Annotated in this window: 20 protein-coding genes; all 20 read left to right on the forward strand. The window is 57.9% G+C overall.

Annotated elements, in window-relative coordinates:
- Window positions 1-22: 22 nt before the first annotated feature.
- The gene (locus JSQ80_RS13390) at window positions 23-1,306 is read left to right on the forward strand and encodes a Gfo/Idh/MocA family oxidoreductase (protein ID WP_206095618.1); all 1,284 of its coding nucleotides are present in this window, start codon (window positions 23-25) and stop codon (window positions 1,304-1,306) included.
- Window positions 1,307-1,500: 194 nt separating this feature from the next.
- Complete coding sequence (locus JSQ80_RS13395; RefSeq protein WP_087431684.1) at window positions 1,501-2,559, forward strand: PTS sugar transporter subunit IIC; 1,059 nt, start codon at window positions 1,501-1,503, stop codon at window positions 2,557-2,559.
- An 894-nt stretch (window positions 2,560-3,453) separates the two neighbouring features.
- Complete coding sequence (locus tag JSQ80_RS13400; RefSeq protein ID WP_206095619.1) at window positions 3,454-4,467, forward strand: ABC transporter substrate-binding protein; 1,014 nt, start codon at window positions 3,454-3,456, stop codon at window positions 4,465-4,467.
- Window positions 4,468-4,508: 41 nt separating this feature from the next.
- Window positions 4,509-5,456: an ABC transporter permease subunit gene (locus JSQ80_RS13405; RefSeq protein WP_206095620.1), complete on the forward strand. Its 948-nt coding sequence runs from the start codon at window positions 4,509-4,511 to the stop codon at window positions 5,454-5,456.
- Complete coding sequence (locus JSQ80_RS13410) at window positions 5,443-6,231, forward strand: ABC transporter ATP-binding protein (RefSeq protein ID WP_206095621.1); 789 nt, start codon at window positions 5,443-5,445, stop codon at window positions 6,229-6,231. Before JSQ80_RS13405 ends, JSQ80_RS13410 begins: the two co-directional genes overlap by 14 nt.
- A gap of 93 nt (window positions 6,232-6,324) precedes the next feature.
- Window positions 6,325-7,419 carry a pyruvate dehydrogenase (acetyl-transferring) E1 component subunit alpha gene (pdhA, locus tag JSQ80_RS13415; protein WP_240464102.1) on the forward strand — a complete coding sequence of 365 codons (1,095 nt, stop codon included), beginning with the start codon at window positions 6,325-6,327 and terminating at the stop codon, window positions 7,417-7,419.
- Window positions 7,416-8,399, forward strand: coding sequence for an alpha-ketoacid dehydrogenase subunit beta (locus JSQ80_RS13420; protein ID WP_206095622.1), 984 nt, complete (start codon window positions 7,416-7,418; stop codon window positions 8,397-8,399). The genes pdhA and JSQ80_RS13420 overlap by 4 nt, the downstream gene beginning before the upstream one ends.
- Window positions 8,400-8,424: 25 nt before the next feature.
- Window positions 8,425-9,753 (forward strand): dihydrolipoamide acetyltransferase family protein, encoded by a 1,329-nt coding sequence (locus JSQ80_RS13425; protein WP_206095623.1) that lies wholly within the window; start codon window positions 8,425-8,427, stop codon window positions 9,751-9,753.
- Window positions 9,754-11,196 carry a dihydrolipoyl dehydrogenase gene (gene lpdA / locus JSQ80_RS13430; protein ID WP_206095624.1) on the forward strand — a complete coding sequence of 481 codons (1,443 nt, stop codon included), beginning with the start codon at window positions 9,754-9,756 and terminating at the stop codon, window positions 11,194-11,196. It begins immediately after the preceding gene.
- The gene (gene paaA / locus JSQ80_RS13435; protein WP_206095625.1) at window positions 11,189-12,175 is read left to right on the forward strand and encodes a 1,2-phenylacetyl-CoA epoxidase subunit PaaA; all 987 of its coding nucleotides are present in this window, start codon (window positions 11,189-11,191) and stop codon (window positions 12,173-12,175) included. Before lpdA ends, paaA begins: the two co-directional genes overlap by 8 nt.
- Window positions 12,172-12,513 carry a 1,2-phenylacetyl-CoA epoxidase subunit PaaB gene (paaB, locus tag JSQ80_RS13440; protein ID WP_087431676.1) on the forward strand — a complete coding sequence of 114 codons (342 nt, stop codon included), beginning with the start codon at window positions 12,172-12,174 and terminating at the stop codon, window positions 12,511-12,513. The genes paaA and paaB overlap by 4 nt, the downstream gene beginning before the upstream one ends.
- 1 nt (window position 12,514) lies before the next feature.
- Window positions 12,515-13,348 (forward strand): 1,2-phenylacetyl-CoA epoxidase subunit PaaC, encoded by an 834-nt coding sequence (paaC, locus tag JSQ80_RS13445; protein WP_206095626.1) that lies wholly within the window; start codon window positions 12,515-12,517, stop codon window positions 13,346-13,348.
- A 32-nt stretch (window positions 13,349-13,380) separates the two neighbouring features.
- A complete protein-coding gene (gene paaD / locus JSQ80_RS13450; RefSeq protein ID WP_206097592.1) occupies window positions 13,381-13,854 on the forward strand; it encodes a 1,2-phenylacetyl-CoA epoxidase subunit PaaD in 474 nt (157 codons plus the stop codon).
- A gap of 89 nt (window positions 13,855-13,943) precedes the next feature.
- On the forward strand, window positions 13,944-15,404 hold the full coding sequence (locus JSQ80_RS13455; protein ID WP_206095627.1) for an NAD-dependent succinate-semialdehyde dehydrogenase: 1,461 nt from the start codon (window positions 13,944-13,946) through the stop codon (window positions 15,402-15,404).
- Window positions 15,405-15,435: 31 nt separating this feature from the next.
- Complete coding sequence (locus JSQ80_RS13460) at window positions 15,436-15,738, forward strand: EthD family reductase (protein ID WP_087431673.1); 303 nt, start codon at window positions 15,436-15,438, stop codon at window positions 15,736-15,738.
- Window positions 15,735-16,133 carry a PaaI family thioesterase gene (locus JSQ80_RS13465; protein WP_087431672.1) on the forward strand — a complete coding sequence of 133 codons (399 nt, stop codon included), beginning with the start codon at window positions 15,735-15,737 and terminating at the stop codon, window positions 16,131-16,133. Before JSQ80_RS13460 ends, JSQ80_RS13465 begins: the two co-directional genes overlap by 4 nt.
- Before the next feature lie 45 nt (window positions 16,134-16,178).
- Entirely contained in the window at window positions 16,179-16,964 is a 786-nt protein-coding gene (locus tag JSQ80_RS13470) for an enoyl-CoA hydratase-related protein (protein ID WP_206095628.1), read from the forward strand.
- A 12-nt stretch (window positions 16,965-16,976) separates the two neighbouring features.
- Entirely contained in the window at window positions 16,977-18,332 is a 1,356-nt protein-coding gene (locus JSQ80_RS13475) for a phenylacetate--CoA ligase family protein (protein ID WP_206095629.1), read from the forward strand.
- Window positions 18,329-19,102 (forward strand): enoyl-CoA hydratase-related protein, encoded by a 774-nt coding sequence (locus tag JSQ80_RS13480; RefSeq protein WP_087431670.1) that lies wholly within the window; start codon window positions 18,329-18,331, stop codon window positions 19,100-19,102. Before JSQ80_RS13475 ends, JSQ80_RS13480 begins: the two co-directional genes overlap by 4 nt.
- A gap of 12 nt (window positions 19,103-19,114) precedes the next feature.
- Complete coding sequence (locus tag JSQ80_RS13485) at window positions 19,115-19,906, forward strand: enoyl-CoA hydratase-related protein (protein ID WP_206095630.1); 792 nt, start codon at window positions 19,115-19,117, stop codon at window positions 19,904-19,906.
- Window positions 19,907-19,909: the final 3 nt, after the last annotated feature.

Here is a 19,909-nt window from a genome sequence, read left to right on the forward strand (position 1 = left end):
TACAATAGGGAGATGAGGAAACGTGCAGCAAGTTACTGCGATTGTGATTGGAGCAGGGGACCGGGGAGCCCGGGCGTATGCCCCTTATGCACTGGACAATATGCATGAGGTCAAGATTGTGGGCGTGGCCGATCCGAACATGGAGCGGCGGCGCAGCTTTGCGGAAGCGTTCGGTCTGCCGGACTCGCAGCAGTATGATTCGTGGGAAGCGATTCTCGGGGAGAAGAGGCTGGCTGATGCAGCCATTGTCTGCACGCAGGATCGAATGCATTACGAACCGACGCTGCGCGCGCTTGAGCTGGGCTACCACGTGCTGCTCGAGAAGCCGATGTCGCCGGAACCGAAGGAATGCGTCGAGATGGAGCTTGCCGCCCAGCGTCATAACCGGCTGCTCACGATATGCCATGTGCTGCGGTACACGCCGTTCTGGACGGCGATGAAGCGGGAGATCGAGCGTGGCGCGATTGGAGACATCATCTCCATCCAGCTCAATGAGAACGTCGGGAACATGCACATGTCGCACAGCTTCGTCCGCGGCAATTGGCGCAACAGCGATCAGTCGAGTCCGATGATTTTGCAGAAGTCGTGCCATGACATGGACATCCTGGCTTACCTGATGAATGAACCGTGCGTGCGCCTCAACTCCTTCGGTTCCTTGATGCATTTCCATGAAGGCAACAAGCCGGAGGGAGCGCCTGCGCGCTGCATCGAAGGGTGTCCGGCGGAAGCGGGCTGCCAATATCACGCGCCGCGCTATTATTTGGGCGAAGGGATCGGTTGGGCGCGCAAAATTACGGATGACTATACGAAGGAAGGCATTGTGAAGGCGCTGTGGGAGGGGCCTTACGGCAAATGCGTCTATCAGACCGACAACAATGTCGTTGACCATCAGGTCGTCAACATGGAGTTCGCGAGCGGGGCGACGGCGATGTTCAGCATGTGCGGCTTCACGCATGACAATACACGCATCGTGCAGGTGATGGGCACCAAGGGAGACATCCGCGGCAATATGGAGGATGACGGCTTCGTCATTCATGACTTCGTAACGAAGGAAGAGCGGACGATTAAGGTGCATACGCCGGAGACGGGACACGGCGGCGGCGATTCCGGCATCGTGCGGGCGTTTCTGCAGGAAGTGCGCAGCTTTGGACAGAGTGGCAGCGCGGGCGAGAGCTTGTCGTCGGCATCTGTGTCCGTGCGCAGCCATTTGATGGCATTCGCGGCGGAGAAGTCACGCCTTAACGGCGGGCAGGCGATCGATTTGCAAGCGATGTATGACGAGCTTGCCGCGCAGCCGAGCGCATAATCGTTTATTTGCCTAAGAATTAGGAAGCAGACACGCCCTAGCAATAGGATGCGTGTCTGCTTTTGCTATGTTAGGATACCATTATATAGCGGATGAAATACAAGAAAGGCCCTTGATACAATGGAATTGCAACGTTTTCAACTTATGCGCGACATAAAAATGGGCCAATTGAAAACTAACGGGGGAGAGAATTCATGCAGATTATTCAGGGAACGGCGCTGTTATTGCTTGTATTATCCTTGTTCAGTTTGTTCAGCTTCAAGGCCCCGAACGGCATGAAGGCGATGGGGGCACTGGCCAATGCGGCCGTGGCAAGCTTCCTCGTCGAAGCGTTTCAAAGCTATGTCGGCGGCGATATGCTGCAGATTGCGTTTTTGAAAGAGGTAGGCGTTGCTGCGGGCGGCATGGGGGGCGTTGCAGCCGCGGCCCTTGTCGCGCTTGCGATGGGCGCGTCTCCGGTGTATGCGATGATGCTGGGAGTGGCGTGCTCCGGACTCGGCCTCCTGCCTGGCTTCATTGCGGGCTATCTCGTCTCCTTCCTGGTGATGCGGTTCGAGAAGAAGGTGCCGGCCGGGCTCGATTTGGTGGCCTGCATCGTCATTGCGGCTCCGCTTGCAAGGGGAGTTGCGGTGTTGATCAGTCCGCTCGTTGATATGACACTCTTGAATATCGGCAGTATTATTTCAGCCACGGCAACAAACAACCCGATAGTGATGGGGATTATACTGGGAGGCGTTATTACGGTTGTCGCTACGGCTCCGCTCAGCTCGATGGCGCTAACGGCGATGCTCGGATTGACGGGCCTTCCGATGGCGATCGGCGCGCTGGCGGTGATGGGCTCGTCCTTCATGAATTTTGTCTTCTTCCACCGGATGAAGTTCGGTGACCGCCGCACGACGCTTGCGGTAGCGATTGAGCCGCTGACGCAGGCGGATATCATATCCGCCAACCCAATACCCGTCTACATCACGAATTTTGTAGGCGGGGCCGCCGCCGGAGTCGTCGTGTCTCTATTTGGACTTATCAACAATGCGACAGGGACGGCGACGCCGATTGCCGGCTTGATGGTGATGTACGGCTTCAACGATCCGCTCCCGGTGACGATCGCCGCCGCCTTGTGCGCCCTGGCCGGAGCGACTGCGGGGTGGCTCGGCTCCGTCGTGTTCCGCAATTACCCGATTCGTACCGTTATGGATGTCAGGGGCGTGCCGTTGAACCAGGGAACCAGCAATGGCACGGTACGGCAAGAGTAGGGACAAGGATTGATTTGTGAAATCGAGGGCAGCTAGTGGGCTAGGCATGTGGAACTGCAAAAATACAGGTTAAAACATGAAATAGTATCTTTTGGGCAGCGTGAGATGCAAAAATACAGCTAAAATGACCTCTTTTTACCGAGTAGCGATATTTGATGCAATTGTAATGCGCTTTTACAGCTCAATCGGAAAATGCCGAGAGAAATGCGGAGATAAGATGCACTTTTGCAGTAACGGCAGGACAGCGTGTGATGAATATACCGTCGGGACAACATAAGAAGTGTAGTATTTTAACCTTGAATGGCTTCGCGCCTTTCAAGGTTTCTTTTTTTTGGAGGGGTCAGCAAGTCAACTATTTAACTACTTGCAGGGAGGGCAGGGGTAGGGATGCTTGCAAAATCGCAGAGCAAGCAGCGTGAAAGTCTCTGTCTATAACTTTTATCACATTTTAAATTTAAAATGTGTCCAAATATTGACACTGTTTATGACTCCGTGATATTATAACGTTAAAATAACGCACTATCAAAAAAACGTAGTATGATTTTTTCACTAACCATCCTCACGACCAACACCGAATCTGTGTTATGCACTCCATCACGATATCTGCACATTTCCAAATCCTTTATGCAACATACCCGCATCCGGTCTTCAAAGGCACAGTTCTCGCAATGAAGAAAGCGCATTCAACTATGAACCATTGTTCAACTGAACGAACGAGCCAGAGCTATCAGGACTTCCTTCCGTAAAGACATTGAGCTAGAGCAAACGGATATTCCCGCCCAGATGACTGCAAGATTTCAATTCCACTCAGACAACTCGCCGATACGCTTTTGTTTACTACCCACTTTGAAAGCGCAAACAATTACAATTCAAATTGTAAAGGAGCGAGCTTGGATGAAACAACTCTTTTCTATTCTCGCCGTCTGTTCTTTGCTGCTGCTGGCGGCATGCGGGTCCGTCAACGAGCCTGCGGCGGCAGGCAAGCACAACGACGAAAACGCCGGGAAGAAAGTAATCAAAATCGGTATCGCGCAGTATGCAGAGCATCCTTCGCTGGATGGGGCCAGAGCGGGCTTTCTGCAGGCGCTGAAAGATGCCGGGTACAAGGAAAACGTCAATTTGCAAGTGGATATGCATAATGCGCAGGGAGACATGAACAACAACATGACTATTGCGCAGAAGCTTGTCGGAGACAAGAACGACCTCATTCTGGCGATTGCCACGCCGACCGCGCTGGCGGTTGCGAAAGCGACGAAAGACATTCCCGTCCTATTCACGGCCGTTACCGATCCGGTCGCATCCAAATTGGTCAAAACCCTCGAAGAGCCGGGAGGGAATGTGACAGGCACGCGGGACACGAACCCAGAGGCGATTAAGAAGACGATGGAAACGATGAAGAGATTTTTTCCCGATGCAAAAAAAGTAGGGGTGATATACAACTCCGGGGAACAAAACTCCGTCGTCAACATCGCTAACGTTAAGCAGGTGCTGCAAGGCGGAGGGCTGGAAATCGTTGAGGCAACGGTCACGAACAGCTCGGAGGTGAAGCAGGCTGCCGATTCGTTGGTGGGACGGGCGGATATCATTTATTTGCCTTCGGACAATACCGTTATTTCGGCTCTGAGCTCGGTCGTGTCGGTGGCGAATGCCAAGGATATCCCGTTGTTCTGCGAGAGCAGCGAATCTGTCGGACAGGGCGCCTTCGCATCGGTGGGATTCCAGTACTACGATTTGGGATACACGACGGGCAAGATGGCGGTAGAGGTGCTGAAGGGCGCATCACCAGCCCAAATGCCAGTCCGTTTCTCCGAACAGCTCGATCTCATGATTAATCCCAAAGCAGCGGAAGAACAAGGCATTACGTTGACGGAGGACATGAAGCAAGGCGCAATCCTGATAGAGAAATAAATCGGAGCAATAAATCGTTCCATTTTTAGGAGGATGCTATCGTGCTGTATGCGCTGACGGGTTCTGTTGAAGCAGGGGTCATTTACGCGTTGATGGCTCTGGGCGTTTACTTGACGTTTCGAATTCTCGATTTTCCCGACCTGACCGTCGACGGCAGCTTTGCCACCGGCGGGGCCGTAGCGGCGGTCATGATCACCAATGGATACTCCCCTCTGCTCGCGACGTTGGGCGCGATGCTGGCGGGATGCGTGGCAGGCAGCGTAACCGGGCTGCTTCATACGAAGGGCAAAATCAATACGCTGCTCTCCGGGATTATTTCGATGATTGCTTTGTATTCAATCAACTTGCGGATTATGGGAAAGGCCAACACGCCGCTATTGGGCGCGGATACGTTGTTTACGGAAATTTCATCCTTCCTTTCCAGTCTGCAACCGCTCTCGATTCTGGCGGCTGTAGGGGTGTCCGTCCTATTAATCAAATGGGCAATCGACTGGTTTCTCGATACGGAAATCGGCTTGGCCATCCGTGCGACCGGCGACAATACGAAGATGATCCGCAGCTTCTCCGCGAACACCGACAACATGAAGATTATCGGGCTGAGCCTCTCCAACGGTTTGGTAGCGTTGTCAGGCGCCTTGATTGCGCAGTATCAAGAATTTGCGGACATTTCGATGGGAATCGGGATCATCATTATCGGATTGGCTTCGGTCATTATGGGCGAAGCGATCTTCGGCCATTCTTCGATTCGGCGGGCGACCTTCGCCGTTATCGGCGGGGCAATCGTCTATCGCTTGATTATTATGTTCGCGCTCCGCATCGGGCTCGATCCGAATGATTTAAAGCTGCTGACCGCCTTTATTGTGGTGATTGCGCTCGTGTCGTCGCGGATGATCGATACATGGAAAGACAGACGGGTGCGGACCACGAAGGAGGAGCCGCTTGCCGTGGCCGGTCAAGGAGCAAGGGGGGAGAGCCATGCTGAAACTTAACGGGATCCGCAAGGTGTTCAATCGCAGGACGGCGAGCGAAAAGATAGCTTTGCAAGAGATTAATCTGAAGCTTCATCCCGGCGACTTCGTCACGATCATCGGCTCCAACGGGGCAGGCAAATCCACGTTGATGAACATCATATCCGGAGGGATGGCGCCGGATAGCGGCACGATTGAGATCGACGGTGAAATGGTGACCGGCTTGTCCGAATACGAGCGCGCGCGCAAGATCGGGCGCGTGTTCCAAGACCCGATGGCAGGAACGGCGCCAACGATGACTATCGAAGAGAATTTGGCGGTTGCTTTCTCGCGCGACAAGAGCCGCACCCTGCACAGGGGCGTGGACAAGAAGCGTAAGGAGCTGTTCCGTGAACACTTGGCCTCGCTGCATCTCGGGCTTGAGCACCGGCTGACGGCGAAGGCGGGACTGCTGTCCGGCGGCGAGAGGCAGGCGCTCAGCCTGCTGATGGCGACGTTCACGCAGCCGAAGGTGCTGCTGTTAGACGAACATACGGCAGCGCTTGATCCGGCGCGGGCGCAGCTGATTACGTCGCTGACCAAGGAAGTGGTGGAGCGTTCCAAGTTTACCACGCTGATGGTCACCCACAACATGCAGCAGGCCATCGAACTGGGCAACCGTTTGATTATGATGGACGCCGGCCAGATTATTCTGGATGTTCCGGAGGAGGAAAAAAAGCAGTTGACGATTGAAGATTTGTTGAAGAAGTTCGCCCTGTTGAAGGGCGTAGCCGACGACCGTTTGCTCTTGGGATAGATGAACGGAAAGCCGAAAGGAGCGATAGGAATGATTCATAGTCAGGGGCATTCGCCGACCCCGCTTATCGAGGAAATCGAAGAAATCGAAGAAATGGCGATGAAGCATGACAAGCCGCGCGGGTTGCAGGAGCCGTACCAAGTGTTGACGCCGGATGGGGAGCTTCGCCATGGAATCGAGGGGGAAATTGACGAGGCTCTGATGGTGAAAATGTACGAAAACATGGTGCTGGTGCGGATGTTCGATCGGAAGGCGGTTAACCTGCAAAGACAAGGCAGGATGGGCACCTATGCCCCATATGAAGGGCAGGAAGCTTCGCAAGTGGGCAGCGCAATGGCGCTGTCTCCCGAAGATTGGCTGTTCCCCAGCTACCGCGATCACGCCGCTGCGATTACGCATGGGCAGTCGCTCAGCCGTGTCCTCCTGTATTGGATGGGGCATATGGAAGGCTCCGTCAGTCCGGAAGGCCGGAAAATCATGCCGCCGTGCGTCCCGATTGCCACCCAGCTAACGCATGCCGTAGGAACGTCATGGGCCGCCAAGCTGAAAGGGGAGAAGCAGGCAAGCATTGCTTACTTTGGCGAGGGGGCGACCTCGGAGGGCGACTTCCATGAGGCGTTGAATTTTGCCGGCGTGTACCAAGCGGCCACCGTCTTCTTCTGCCAGAACAACGGCTATGCGATTAGCGTGCCATTTCATGCCCAATCCGCTTCCCGGACGATTGCCCAGCGCGCGGCCGCTTACGATATGGCAGGGGTCCGCGTAGACGGGAACGATATATTTGCCGTATGGCTGACGGTCCGTGAAGCGATTGAGCGGGGTTTGAGCGGCGGCGGACCGACTCTGATCGAGGCGGTCACGTTCCGCTACGGGGCGCATACGACGAGCGACGATCCGAGGAAATACCGCGATCAGGCGCGGCTTGCCGCGGAATGGCGGGAACAGCGCGATCCCGTGCAGCGGCTGCAGCTGTATCTTCAAAAGCGGGGGTTATGGAGCGCGAAGGACGAGGAACAACTGCTGGAGCGGGTCACGGGCCTGATCGAGGATGCGGTCGCCGAGGCGGAGAGCTATCCCAAGTCCCAGCCCGCAGACATGTTCAAGCATGTGTGCGCCGAGACGCCTTGGCCCGTTGCCGAGCAGCGGGCACAGAGCGGCCTGTGCGCGGAAAGGGAAGGTGAGCCATGAGTCGCAGCATGACGATATTGCAAGCGGTAACCGAAGCGCTGGACCAGAAGCTGGCCGATGATCGGCGCGTCATCCTGATGGGGGAAGACATCGGCGTCAACGGGGGCGTATTCCGGGCGACCGACGGACTGTTCGGCAAGTATGGCGAAGAACGGGTTGTCGATACGCCGCTGGCCGAAGCCGGAATTATTGGTTCGGCTATCGGGTTTGCGCTGAACGGCTTGGTTCCTGTAGTCGAAATTCAGTTTCTGGCCTTCATATATCCCGGCTTTGAACAAATTATTTCCCATGCGGCGCGGATGCGCTATCGAACCCGGGGGCAGTTCAATGTCCCCATGGTCATACGAACGCCTTACGGAGCGGGAATCCGTGGTCCGGAGCTTCATTCGGAGAGCGTAGAAGCGTTTTTTGTCCATACGCCCGGGCTCAAGGTGGTCGTGCCGAGCAATCCTTATGATGCCAAAGGCTTGCTGATCAGCGCGATCGAAGATCCCGACCCGGTCATTTTCCTTGAGCCTGCCCAGATCTATCGCGCTTTCAAAGCCGAGGTCCCGGAGGATATGTACCGCGTTCCTTTGGGCAAAGCGAGCATCGTTCAGGAGGGCAGCGATGCGACGATTATTTCGTGGGGAGCCATGATGCGGGTGGCGCTCGCGGCGGCGCAGCAGATGGAGCAGGAGAACGGCTGGTCATGCGAAGTGATCGACCTGCGCTCGCTCTATCCGCTCGACCGGGACACGATTGCCGAATCCGTCAAGAAGACGGGACGCGCCATCATTGTCCACGAAGCGCACAAGACGGCCGGTGTCGGTTCTGAAATTATTTCCTTAATCAATGATGAAGCGCTTATGTATCTACGGGCGCCGGTAAAGCGAATTACCGGATTCGACGTTCCGGTTCCGCAGTTTTCGCTCGAAGACTTCTACGTGCCGACGGTAGAACGGGTGAGGCATGGAATCGCAGATACGATCCAGTTCTGACCGTTGTGGAGGAGGAAGAACGAGAATGATGGAGTTTAAGCTCCCCGATGTGGGAGAAGGCATTCACGAAGGAGAAATCGGCAAATGGCTGATTAAGGAAGGAGAACGGGTCAGCTGCGACCAGCCGATCGTCGAGGTGCTGACGGATAAAGTGAACGCCGAATTGACCGCTCCGGCAGGGGGCGTGGTGCGTAAGCTGATGTTTGCCGAAGGGGATAAGGTCGAAGTGGGAGAGGTGTTATTTCTCCTTGACGAAGAAGGGAGAGCAACCCTCGGCGGGATCGGGGAAGCGGAGCAAGCTGCCGCTGCGCCTTCGCCCGCTGTGTCACCGCCCGCTGAATCGCGCATTGCTTCCGTCCACCCGCCAAGGCGGGCCCGGGCTGCGCCTTATGTCCGCCAGCTCGCGCGGCAACTCAAGATCGACATGGAGCAGGTGACGGCAGGCGGCGCGGACGGGCGCATAACCGAAGAGGATTTGAGGCGTTATGCGGACACCCGGGAAGCAGGCGATCCGGCATCCGCAGTTTCCGAAGCAACAGCTTCAGGCCGCAGCGGATCTGACGGCGGCGTTGCTCTGCAAACGCATCACCCGTCCCGGCCCCCGGCAGACTCGGTATCCGCCGCCCGAATGGACAGCGAGACGCCATCCTGTGCCGAAGAGCGAATCCCGCTGCGGGGCGTACGCCTGAAAATCGCCGAACGGCTGGTCAAAGCGGCGACAATCATCCCCCACGTCACGCAGGTGGATGAGCTGGAAGCCGATGCGCTGCAAGCGCTGCGGGAACGTCTGCAGCCGATTGCGGCCGAGCGGCAGGTGAAATTGACGTACTTGCCGTTTTTTATCAAGGCATTGGTCATTGCGCTCAAAGAATTCCCGGCCTTCAATGCTTCGCTTGACGACGGGAGCAAGGAAATCGTATTGAAGCGCTACTACCATATCGGAATTGCGACCGACACGCCAGACGGACTGATTGTCCCGGTCATCCGGCATGCCGACAAGAAGACTCTTTTTCAATTGGCGGAAGAAATCGCCCGCTTGACGCTGCAGGCGCGGGAAGGAAAGCTGGCGCTTGAACAGATTACCGGCGGCACCTTTACGATTAGCAACGTCGGGCCGATCGGCAGCTTGCTGGCCACCCCGATCATCAACCATCCGGAAGCGGCCATTTTGGCGCTGCACAAGATGGAGCCGCGCATGGTCGTGCGCAACGGGGAAGGCGTCATTCGGCTGATGATGAATATGGCGCTATCGTTCGACCACCGGCTGATCGACGGCGCGGATGCGATCCGTTTTACCAACCGCATGAAGCGGCTGCTTGAGCATCCCGACTTGCTATGGGCGGAGATGGTATAGATGGTAGTCGGCGAAATTGCAGTAGAAACGGATGTCGTTGTCATTGGCGGAGGACCGGGCGGCTATACGGCAGCCATCCGGCTGGGACAGCTGGGGAAATCCGTCGTGTTGGTGGAAAAAGAGGAGTTGGGCGGTGTCTGCCTCAACTCGGGATGCATTCCGTCCAAAGCGTTGATTCACGCGGCCGGACTGCTCCATGACGCGAAATCGGCGTCCAAGATGGGAATTCGGACGGAAGCGGCTGCGATCGCTTTTGATTTGCCAGTCTGGCAGGAGTGGAAATCCGGCATAGTCCGCAGGCTGCGCGGCGGCGTCGGGCAATTGTGCGCCGCGAACGGCGTGACGGTCGTGGAGGGCAGCGCCGTCTTCCTGTCTGCCGATCGCATCGGGGTGGAGACGGACTCCGGCTTTGAGACCTACAAGTTCCGGCATGCTATCGTCGCGACCGGCTCGCGGCCGCACATCCCTTCGTTCGCGGAAGCGGGCGATCCGCGCATCCTGACTTCGACGGAAGCGCTGCAGGCTGCGCAGCTTCCGGTCAGTCTGGCGATTGTAGGCAGCGGTTATATCGGCATCGAATTAGGCATGGCCTTCGCCAAGCTCGGCTGCCGGGTGACGCTCATCGAGCGGGAGGAACGAATTCTGCCGCTCGTGGACGCCAGCCTCGCCGAGGAAGTGAAGCGACGCGCCGGCAAGCTGGGTATGTCCGTCAAGACGTCAACGACGGTGCGGACAGCCGTCGCGCATGAAGACCGCGTCGAGCTGCACGTGGAATCGCAGCGGCAGGGGGAGGAAGTCATCGCCTGCGACAAGGTCTTGGTGACAATCGGGCGCGTCCCGAATACGGAGACGATCGGGCTAAGCCAGGCGGGAGTCGCCGTGGATGACCGCGGCTATGTGGAGGTAGATGCGGAGTGCCGCACCAATGTGAGCCATATCTTTGCGATTGGCGACATCACGCCAGGCCCCGCTCTGGCCCACCGCGCCGCGAAGCAGGGCACAGTCGCCGCAGAGGTAATCGGCGGGCTGCCGAGCGCCGTGGACTCGCCGTATGTTCCGTACGTCATTTTCTCCGATCCCCAGATTGCCGGGGTCGGGCTTACACGCGAGGAAGCGCAGCGGCAGGGGATGAAGGTGAAGACAGGGCGGTTCCCGTTCCGCGCCAACGGGTATGCGCTTGCTGCCGGGAAGACGGACGGCTTCGCGGAAGCGGTCGTCGATGCGGACTCTCACCTGCTGCTGGGCATGCATGCGGTAGGTGCGGATGCCGCCAACTTGATTGGCCAAGGCGCAATAGCGCTTGAATTGGCAGCCAAGGCGGAAGACGTGGCCCTTACGGTGCATCCGCATCCTACGCTTAGCGAAGGGTGGCTGGAAGCGGCCGCCGCCGCCTTGGGGCATGCCATACACATCGTTAATGAAAGGGGGCTGGAGCATGAGTAATCGAACGGACCCGGATAAAACGCTGGATGACGAGCGATTGACGCACTTTCTGGAGCGGATTGATCGGGGTGACAAAATCGAAGCTGACGATTGGATGCCCGACGATTACCGGAACCAGTTGATCAAGCTCATATCGATGCACGGCGTGAGCGAAATTATGGGGGCGCTGCCCGAGAAGGAATGGGTGCCAAAAGCTCCGACCCTGCGCCGCAAGCTGGCGATTATGGCCAAGGTACAGGATGAAATGGGACACGGGCAGCTGCTGCTGCGTGTCGTGGAGGACCTGCTCGCTCCGCTCGGCAAAAGCCGCGAGGATCTGCTGCAGGATCTGTTCTCGGGAAGATTGAAATTCCACAACGTCTTCCATATGGAAGCTCCTACGTGGGCGGATGCCGGCGTCATTGCCTGGCTGGTGGACGGAGCTGCGATCATCACTCAGACGATGTCGCTGGAAACATCTTATGCGCCGTATGCCCGCGCGCTCCAGCGCATCTGCGCGGAGGAGAAGTTCCATGCCCAGCACGGGGAGAGCATCGTGCTTGAGCTGGCCGAAGGAACTCCGGCGCAGCGGCAAATGCTGCAAGACGCCGTGACCCGTTGGTGGCCGTCCTTGCTGATGTTTTTCGGACCGCCGGAAGGCGGCACCGTCTCCAGCAATCAGCTGCTGAACATGCGCTACAAGATTCGCTCGCAGACGAATGAAGAGCTGCGGCAGGCCTTTTTTCATAAATATGTGAACCGCATTTACCATCTTGGCTTGACTCTCCCGGACGACACGATCCGCTATGACGAAGCAGAGGACGTCTGGCATTACCGGCAGCCCGATTGGGACCGGTTCGTGCAGATTGTGCGCGGCAACGGACCTTGCTCGGCGCAGCGGCTGCGGCTGCGGAAGACGTCATATGAAGAGGCGCAATGGGTGCGTGACGCGATGCTGGCCGCACCGCGCGCAGAATACGTGGCAGGAGGAAGCATATGAACAGCGCACACGAGGAGCAATTTGCCGTCTACGAGGTGTTCAGCCAGAAAAATCCGGCTTCCGGCTTCGCTCATCAGTTCAGCTTGTTGGCGCCCAATCATGAGGCCGCGTTGATGATGGCGCGAGAGAACTTCATGCGCCGCGAGCCCTGCATCAACATCTGGGTCGTGAACCGCGAGGATATTCACGGACTGACCCCGGAAGAGCGCTCAAGCCTGGAGCGCCTGGACAACAAAAGCTATCGCGAGACGAAGGGCTATGGCGATGTGCAGGCCAGATGGCGCCGCCACAAAGAAGCGTATGAGAGCAAAGCGGCTTTCACGCAGAAAGGGGGCTGACATGTCCGGACATTCATATGTGGAGACGGCTGAAGAGGCCAAGCAGAGCCCGGAATATGCGCGGGCCTTGCAGGAATTGTTGTTTCAAGTTGCAGATGACGACTATATTTTGGCCTACCGGGGGGCGGAGTGGTTAGGGCTGGCCCCCCACATCGAGGAGGATGTCGCATTCTCGTCGATGTCGCAGGACATGATGGGGCACGCGGTAATGCTGTACGAGATGCTGGAGGAGATTGGGGCCGGCAAGGCGGATGATCTGGCGCACATGAGGAAGCCGGATGCGTTCCGCAACGCGATTCTCGCCGAGCGACCCAACGGAACGGGCGATTACGCGGACCAGCCGCATTATGACTGGGCTTATGCAATTGTCCGCTGCTGTCTGTACGGTATGTTCAAGCAGATCCGGCTGGAGGCCTTGACGCATTCTTCTTATGTCCCGCTCGCGCAGGCCGCAGGAAAAATGCAGCGCGAGCACCACTATCATTTGCGGTATTGGCAACTGTGGTTCAACCGGCTGGCGGGCAGCACGGACGATGCGCGCGCCCGGTTGAATGCGGCATTGGAACAGGTGTGGAGCGACGTCGGCGAGTTGTTCCTGCTCGGCAGAGCGGCGGCTTCTATCGTTAACTTCGGCTTAATCGCGGGCGAGGACGATTTGTCGCAGCGGTGGATGACCGCGGCGCGGAGCATGCTTGCGGCGAACGGGATCGATTGGCCGGGGGATTGGGGCGTTCCTGCACAGAAGGGGCGCGAAGGGCAGCATACGGACGATCTGGCGCAGGCCGTCAGCACCATGTCGGAGGTATACCGGCTGGACCCGGCTGCCAACTGGTAAAAGGGGGAGTTCCATTGGTGCATAATACGCCGATGCTGGCGGAAGAGCTCATCTGGCAGCTGCTGCAGGATGTCAAAGACCCGGAGATTCCCGTCATCAGCATGGTCGAGATGGGGATGATCCACAAGGCGGCCGTCGAGGACGATGCCGTTATTGTCGAGGTGCTGCCTACGTTCGTCGGCTGTCCCGCCTTGGACATCATGAAGAACAGCATCAATGAGAAGCTGCGTCCGGCCGCGGGCGCGCGCGGGGTGCAGGTCAGCTTCGTGCTGGAGCCGGCATGGACGTCCGACCGGATTAGCGACGCAGGCCGGGAGAAGCTGCGTTCATTCGGCATCGTTCCGCCGCCGCGCGGGTGCCGGCCGGGCGAGGCTTGGGAAGTGCATTGTCCTTATTGCGATTCACCGTACACCCGGTTGGACAATTTGTTCGGCCCGGCGGCTTGCCGCAGCATCTTGTATTGCAAGCAGTGCAAAAATCCGTTTGAAGCGTTGAAGTCAATCTGAACGCGAATGAATGTAGAGGAAGTTTTTTGAACAACCTCTGAGCGTCTATCGTCTTTGTACGCCAGGGAGAATTGGGAGGCAAGGGTATTATGGAAAAAAGCATGCAAACGGTACAAGTGAAGTCGATGTTCGTCAACGGAGAGTGGATGCAGGCGGAGGGCGGCGGCACGCTGCGCGTCATCAACCCGGCAACGGGCGAGGAGGCGGGGACGGTCAGCTACGGCGACGCGAGGGATGCCCAAAAGGCCATTGAGGCGGCGCATCAAGCATTCAAAGACTGGTCCCGCGTGACCGCACGCGAGCGCTCGAAATATCTGTACAATCTGTACGAGTTGGTTCGCAGCCACCGTGACGAGCTGGCGGGCATCATTTCGGCCGAAATGGGCAAGCCGCTGCGGGAAGCCAAGGGCGAGGTGCTTGGAGCAGCCGACAACTTCATGTGGTATGCGGAAGAAGCCAAGCGCGTATACGGAGAAACGATCCCGTCATCAGTGCCTAACAAGCGGATTATGGTCAACCGTCAGCCTGTCGGCGTAGTGGGTGCCATCACCCCGTGGAACTTCCCGGTGAACATGGTGGCCCGCAAGATTGCGCCGGCGTTGGCAGCAGGCTGCACGGTCGTCTTAAAGCCTGCGGAAAACACGCCGCTAAGCGCGATTCGGCTGTTCGAGCTGATTGAGCAAGCCGGCTTCCCGAAGGGAGTCGCCAATCTGGTCATCGGCAATCCGGAGTCTGTCGGGCAGGAAATGACCGACAACCCCAAAGTGCGCAAGATCGCCTTTACCGGCTCGACGCGCGTCGGCAAGCTGCTGATGGAGGGAGCGGCCAAGCACGTCAAGCGGGTCAGCCTTGAATTGGGCGGGCATGCGCCGTTCATCGTGTTCGAGGATGCGGATCTGGACGCGGCCGTCGCGGGATTGTTCGAGAGCAAATTCCGCAACTCCGGACAGATGTGCATTTGCACGAACCGCCTGTACGTGCATGAGTCGGTGGCGGAGGCCTTCAGCGGGAAGCTGATCGAGCGGCTGAAAAAGGCGAAGGTGGGCGACGGACGCAGCAAAGATACGGAGATCGGGCCGCTCATCAACCAACGTGCGCTGGATAAGGTGCTCCGCCACATCCGGGACGCCGAAGACAAAGGCGGGCGGGTCGTGTTCGGCGGCAATCGGCTAACCGAGGGCGAATACGGCAAAGGCTTCTACTGCGAACCGACTGTGGTCGCAGATGTAACCAAGGAGATGGACATTGCGAACGAAGAAACGTTCGGTCCGGTCGTGCCGATTATGCCGTTTACAGACGAGACCGCCGTCATTGAGATGGCCAACGATACGACATATGGTCTGGCTGCATACGTGTATACGCAGAACAACAGCCGCTGCTTCCGCCTGGCCGAAGAGCTGGAATACGGCATCGTCGGAATTAACGACGGTTCCCCCACCCAGACCCAAGCGCCGTTCGGCGGATGGAAAGAAAGCGGAATCGGACGCGAAGGCGGCCGCCATGGGCTGGAAGCGTTCCTGGAGACGAAGTTCGTTTCATTCGGCATTTAAAATATTTGGAGTTATAAAGGAGGAATTTACAATGGTCAAATTGATAGCGATTTATCGCAAGCCGGAGGATATGGAAGCTTTTGATCAGCATTATTTCAACACACATGCGCCGCTCGCGGCGAAGATGCCTGGTCTCGTAAAAATGGAAGTGGGCAAAATCTATGGTTCGCCGGGGGGAGAAAGCGATCTGCACCTGATTGCGGAGATGTATTTTGAATCGAAGGAAGCCTTGAAAGCAGCGCTGTCGTCCGCAGAGGGCCGGGCATCTGGTAAGGATCTGATGGGATTTGCCGGCAAGGTAGTGTCGATGCATATGGCGGAGGTTCATGAGTGAGCCGCTCGCCTAACCGCAACCGATTTAACGACCTTCTCGGGATAGTAGTCATGCAGCTGCATGACGATGGCTGCATTATGCAGATGAAAATTCGGCCCGAGTTCCATAACAGTATTGAAGGTGTCGTTCATGGCGGCGTCACCAACACACTGGCTGACGCCGCCATGGGTCATGCTGCTGCACCCCCGGTAGACGGGGTGCAGCAGTGTGTAACCGTGGAAAGTAAAATCAACTATTTGTCCCCGGCTGCCGGGGAACTGCTCGTCGCGGAGGCCAAGGTGCTCAAGCGCGGAGGCAAGCTGATCGTGACGGAAGCCCGCATCACCTGCGATGGCAAGCTCGTCGCGTTCGCTTCGGGGACATATGCGCGCGTTCGGCCGAACTGGCGGGAGTAAAGCGCGACAATACGGATAGCGGAAGGACAGTTGGGGATGGAGCATATGGAGCAATCAACAGTCAAGTTGGAACAAAACGGACAGGTCGCGCTCATTACGCTAAATCGGCCTGATGAGCTGAACGCCTTCAATTATGCGGCGTTGGTGCGTTTGGGCGAGATTGTCGCGGAGATCCGGCAGAACCCGCAGGATATTCGCGCCGTCATCCTCACGGGAGCGGGCCGCGCGTTCAGCGCGGGGGCCGATCTGAAGGAGCGGCGCACGCTGAATGAGCAGCAGGTGCGCCGCAACGTGCGCGCGATTAGGAACGTGTTCACCGCCGTGGAACAGCTTCCCCAGCCGACCATCGCGGCGGTGAACGGGTATGCCTTCGGCGGCGGCTTTGAGCTGGCGCTTGCCTGCGACTTTCGCTACGCCGTTCAGGACGCCCGCATGGGTCTCACTGAGGTGAGCCTGGGCATCATTCCCGGCGCGGGCGGAACGCAGCGGCTGCCGCGGCTTGTCGGTCCGGCGAAAGCCAAGGAACTGATTCTTACCGCCCGCAAAATCACCGCTCTGGAAGCGCTCCAGCTTGGGCTGCTGGGCGGGGTCGCAGAAGATGCGGAACGGCTGCGTCAGATGGCGATGGCATTGGCGGACGAGATTATCGCTAACGCGCCGCTTGCCGTCTATCAAGCGAAATACGCGATTGACCGGGGCGGCAGCGTCGATCTGCATTCCGGCTTGGAGCTTGAGGCACAGGCATATGAATTGATAATCCCGACGAAGGATCGGGCGGAGGCCCTGTCTGCTTTTGCGGAGAAGCGAAAGCCTGTCTTCCGTGGGGAGTAGGGGGGAAAGCGTTTGATATTCAATGTCGAAATGGAAACGATGCCGCGTCAGCGGCTGCAGGCGCTTCAACGGGAGAGACTCCGGGGAACGGTCAGGCGGGCGTATGACAATGTGCCCTTTCATCGGGCGGCGTTGGATCGGTCCGGCCTTGCGCCGGAGGACATTCAGTCTCTGGAAGACTTGCGGCGCCTGCCGTTCATGCGGAAGTCCGATTTGCGCGAGCATTACCCGTTCGGTTTGTTTGCGGCAGGGATGAAAGACGTGGTGCGGATACACGGATCATCCGGCACGAAAGGCAAGCCGGTTGTCGTGGGCTATACGAAACGAGACATTGAAGCCTGGGCCGAAATTGTCGCGCGCGCGATTTGCTGCGCGGGCGGCAGACCCGGGGACATCTTTCACAACGCTTATGGCTATGGTCTGTTTACGGGGGGACTCGGTCTGCACTACGGCATTGAGCATCTGGGCGCGGTGGCCGTGCCCGTGTCTGGAGGGAATACGCCCCGGCAGATTACGCTCATTCAGGATTTCAAGCCGCGCGGACTGTCAGGCACGCCGTCTTATGTTTTGAACCTCGTGGAAGAAATGAAGAAGCAGGGCATCAATACGCGCGAGACGAGCGTAGAGTACGGTATTTTCGGAGCGGAGCCATGGTCGGAGGAGATGCGCAGCCATTTGGAGGAAGCGCTCGGCATCAAGGCGCTCGATATCTATGGCTTGAGCGAAGTGCTCGGCCCCGGCGTTGCGATCGAATGCTGCGAGGCGCAGGACGGCTTGCATATCGCCGAGGATCACTTTTTGGCGGAAGTTATCGACCGGGAGACGGGCGAGGTGCTTCCGTATGGACAAGAAGGGGAACTGGTGTTCACTTCGCTGACAAAAGAGGCGTTTCCGGTCATTCGTTACCGCACGGGCGATATTGCATCGCTCAACCCCGGCACATGCAAGTGCGGCCGCACGACAATGCGGATGTCGCGGATTAAGGGAAGAGTGGATGACATGCTGATTATTCGCGGCGTCAACGTCTTTCCGACCGAGCTGGAAGCGGTGCTGCTGAACTTCAATCAGCTTGCTCCCCATTACCAGGTCGTCATTGAACGCGACAACGCCCTTGACCGCTTCGAGGTTCATTGTGAAATCACGCCCGAATACAGGAACCGGATCAGCGGGCTGCAGGAAAGCAAAGAGGTGGGCGAACTGGTGAAGGAGATGGGAAAGGCGATCAAATGCTCGCTCGGCATCTCGGTCGTGCTGCATGTGAACGAGCCGAACACCATTGCCCGCAGCGAGGGTAAAGCGGTCCGCGTCGTTGACAACCGCAGCCGGGCGGCTGCTGCCCAAGAAAGTAAAGGAGTGGAAGCGGGATGACGAGCCGTTACGTTAATCTATCGTCCGAGGGCGCTGTTGGAATGATTGCCCTGAACCGTCCGCATGTGCTTAATGCCTTGAACCGCGATCTTATGGAGGAGCTCGTTACGGAGCTTGAGCGGATGGATCGGGACGACGGCATCAAGGCGATTGTGCTTACGGGCAACGAGCAAGCCTTTGCCGCCGGGGCAGATATTAAGGAGATGGCCGACGAATCGGCCGTGTCGATGCTGCTTCAGCGGCAGTTTGACGTGTGGGATCGCATCGGCGGCATCGCGAAGCCGATCATCGCAGCCGTGAGCGGACATGTGCTCGGCGGCGGCTGCGAGCTGATGATGAGCTGCGATCTGGTCGTGGCTTCGGACACGGCGCGATTCGGCCAGCCGGAGATTAAGCTGGGCGTGATGCCCGGCGCAGGCGGGACGCAGCGGCTGACCAAAGCCGTCGGCTTGCGCAAGGCGATGGAGCTGCTTCTGACCGGGGATACGATGACGGCGGAAGAGGCCTTGCGCTGCGGCTTGATCAACAAGGTGGCGCCAGTCGAGGTCTACTTCGGGGAAGCGTTGAAGCTGGCGCAGCGCATTGCCGCCATGCCGCCGCTTTCCGTCCGCCTAATCAAGCAAGCGGTGCGCAAGGCGCAGGACCTTCCGCTGGCGGAAGGACTCGATTACGAGCACCATTGCTTCCATCTGCTGTTCGCGAGCGACGATCAGAAGGAAGGAATGCAGGCTTTTCTGGAAAAACGAAGTCCCCAATTCAGAGGCAGGTAGGAGGCTTGGACGATGTACGAGACGATTCTATACGAAGTATCCGACGGCGTGGCCCAAATGACGATGAACCGGCCGGATAAGTACAATGCCTTCACTGGGCAGATGATTGCGGAAATGATAAACGCGCTGAAGCAAGCGGGAAAAGACGAGGCGGTCCGCTGCATCATCCTTATGGGGGCGGGCAAAGCTTTCAACGCGGGGCAAGATTTGGGCGACGTGCAGGGAGCGGACACGCAAGGCGCAGCGCCGAATCACGGCGATGTGCTGCGCGAGCGTTACAATCCGCTCATTATGCAGCTCCGCAACACGGAAAAACCGATTGTCGCCGCTGTCAACGGCGTGGCTGCCGGCGCGGGGATGAGCATCGCGTTGGCTTGCGATCTGCGCATCATGTCGGAGAAGGCTTATTTTGTGAATGCGTTCGTCAACATCGGACTCGTTCCCGATTCGGGCGGCTGTTACTTCTTGCCTCGTCTCGTCGGCATGGGCAAGGCGCTGGAGCTGGCCATGACCGGAGAGCGCATATCGGCGGATGAGGCGTATCGCATCGGTCTGGCCAATCGAGTGTGCTCCGCGGAGCAGTTCACCGCTGAAGCCGGGCAGCTGGCCGCTAAGCTGGCAAAGCTGCCGACGCGCGCCATCGGGCTCATCAAGCGGACGATGCACAAAGGGCTGGACATGAATCTGGCGCAGACGCTCGAGCACGAAGCGTACGCTCAGGAAATCGCGGGAAATACGGATGACCACAGGGAAGGAATCCAAGCTTTTTTGGAGAAGCGGCCTCCCGTGTTCAAGGGGGTATAGCGC

The sequence above is a fragment of the Paenibacillus apiarius genome (assembly GCF_017052585.1).
Taxonomy (GTDB): Bacteria; Bacillota; Bacilli; order Paenibacillales; family Paenibacillaceae; genus Paenibacillus_B; species Paenibacillus_B apiarius.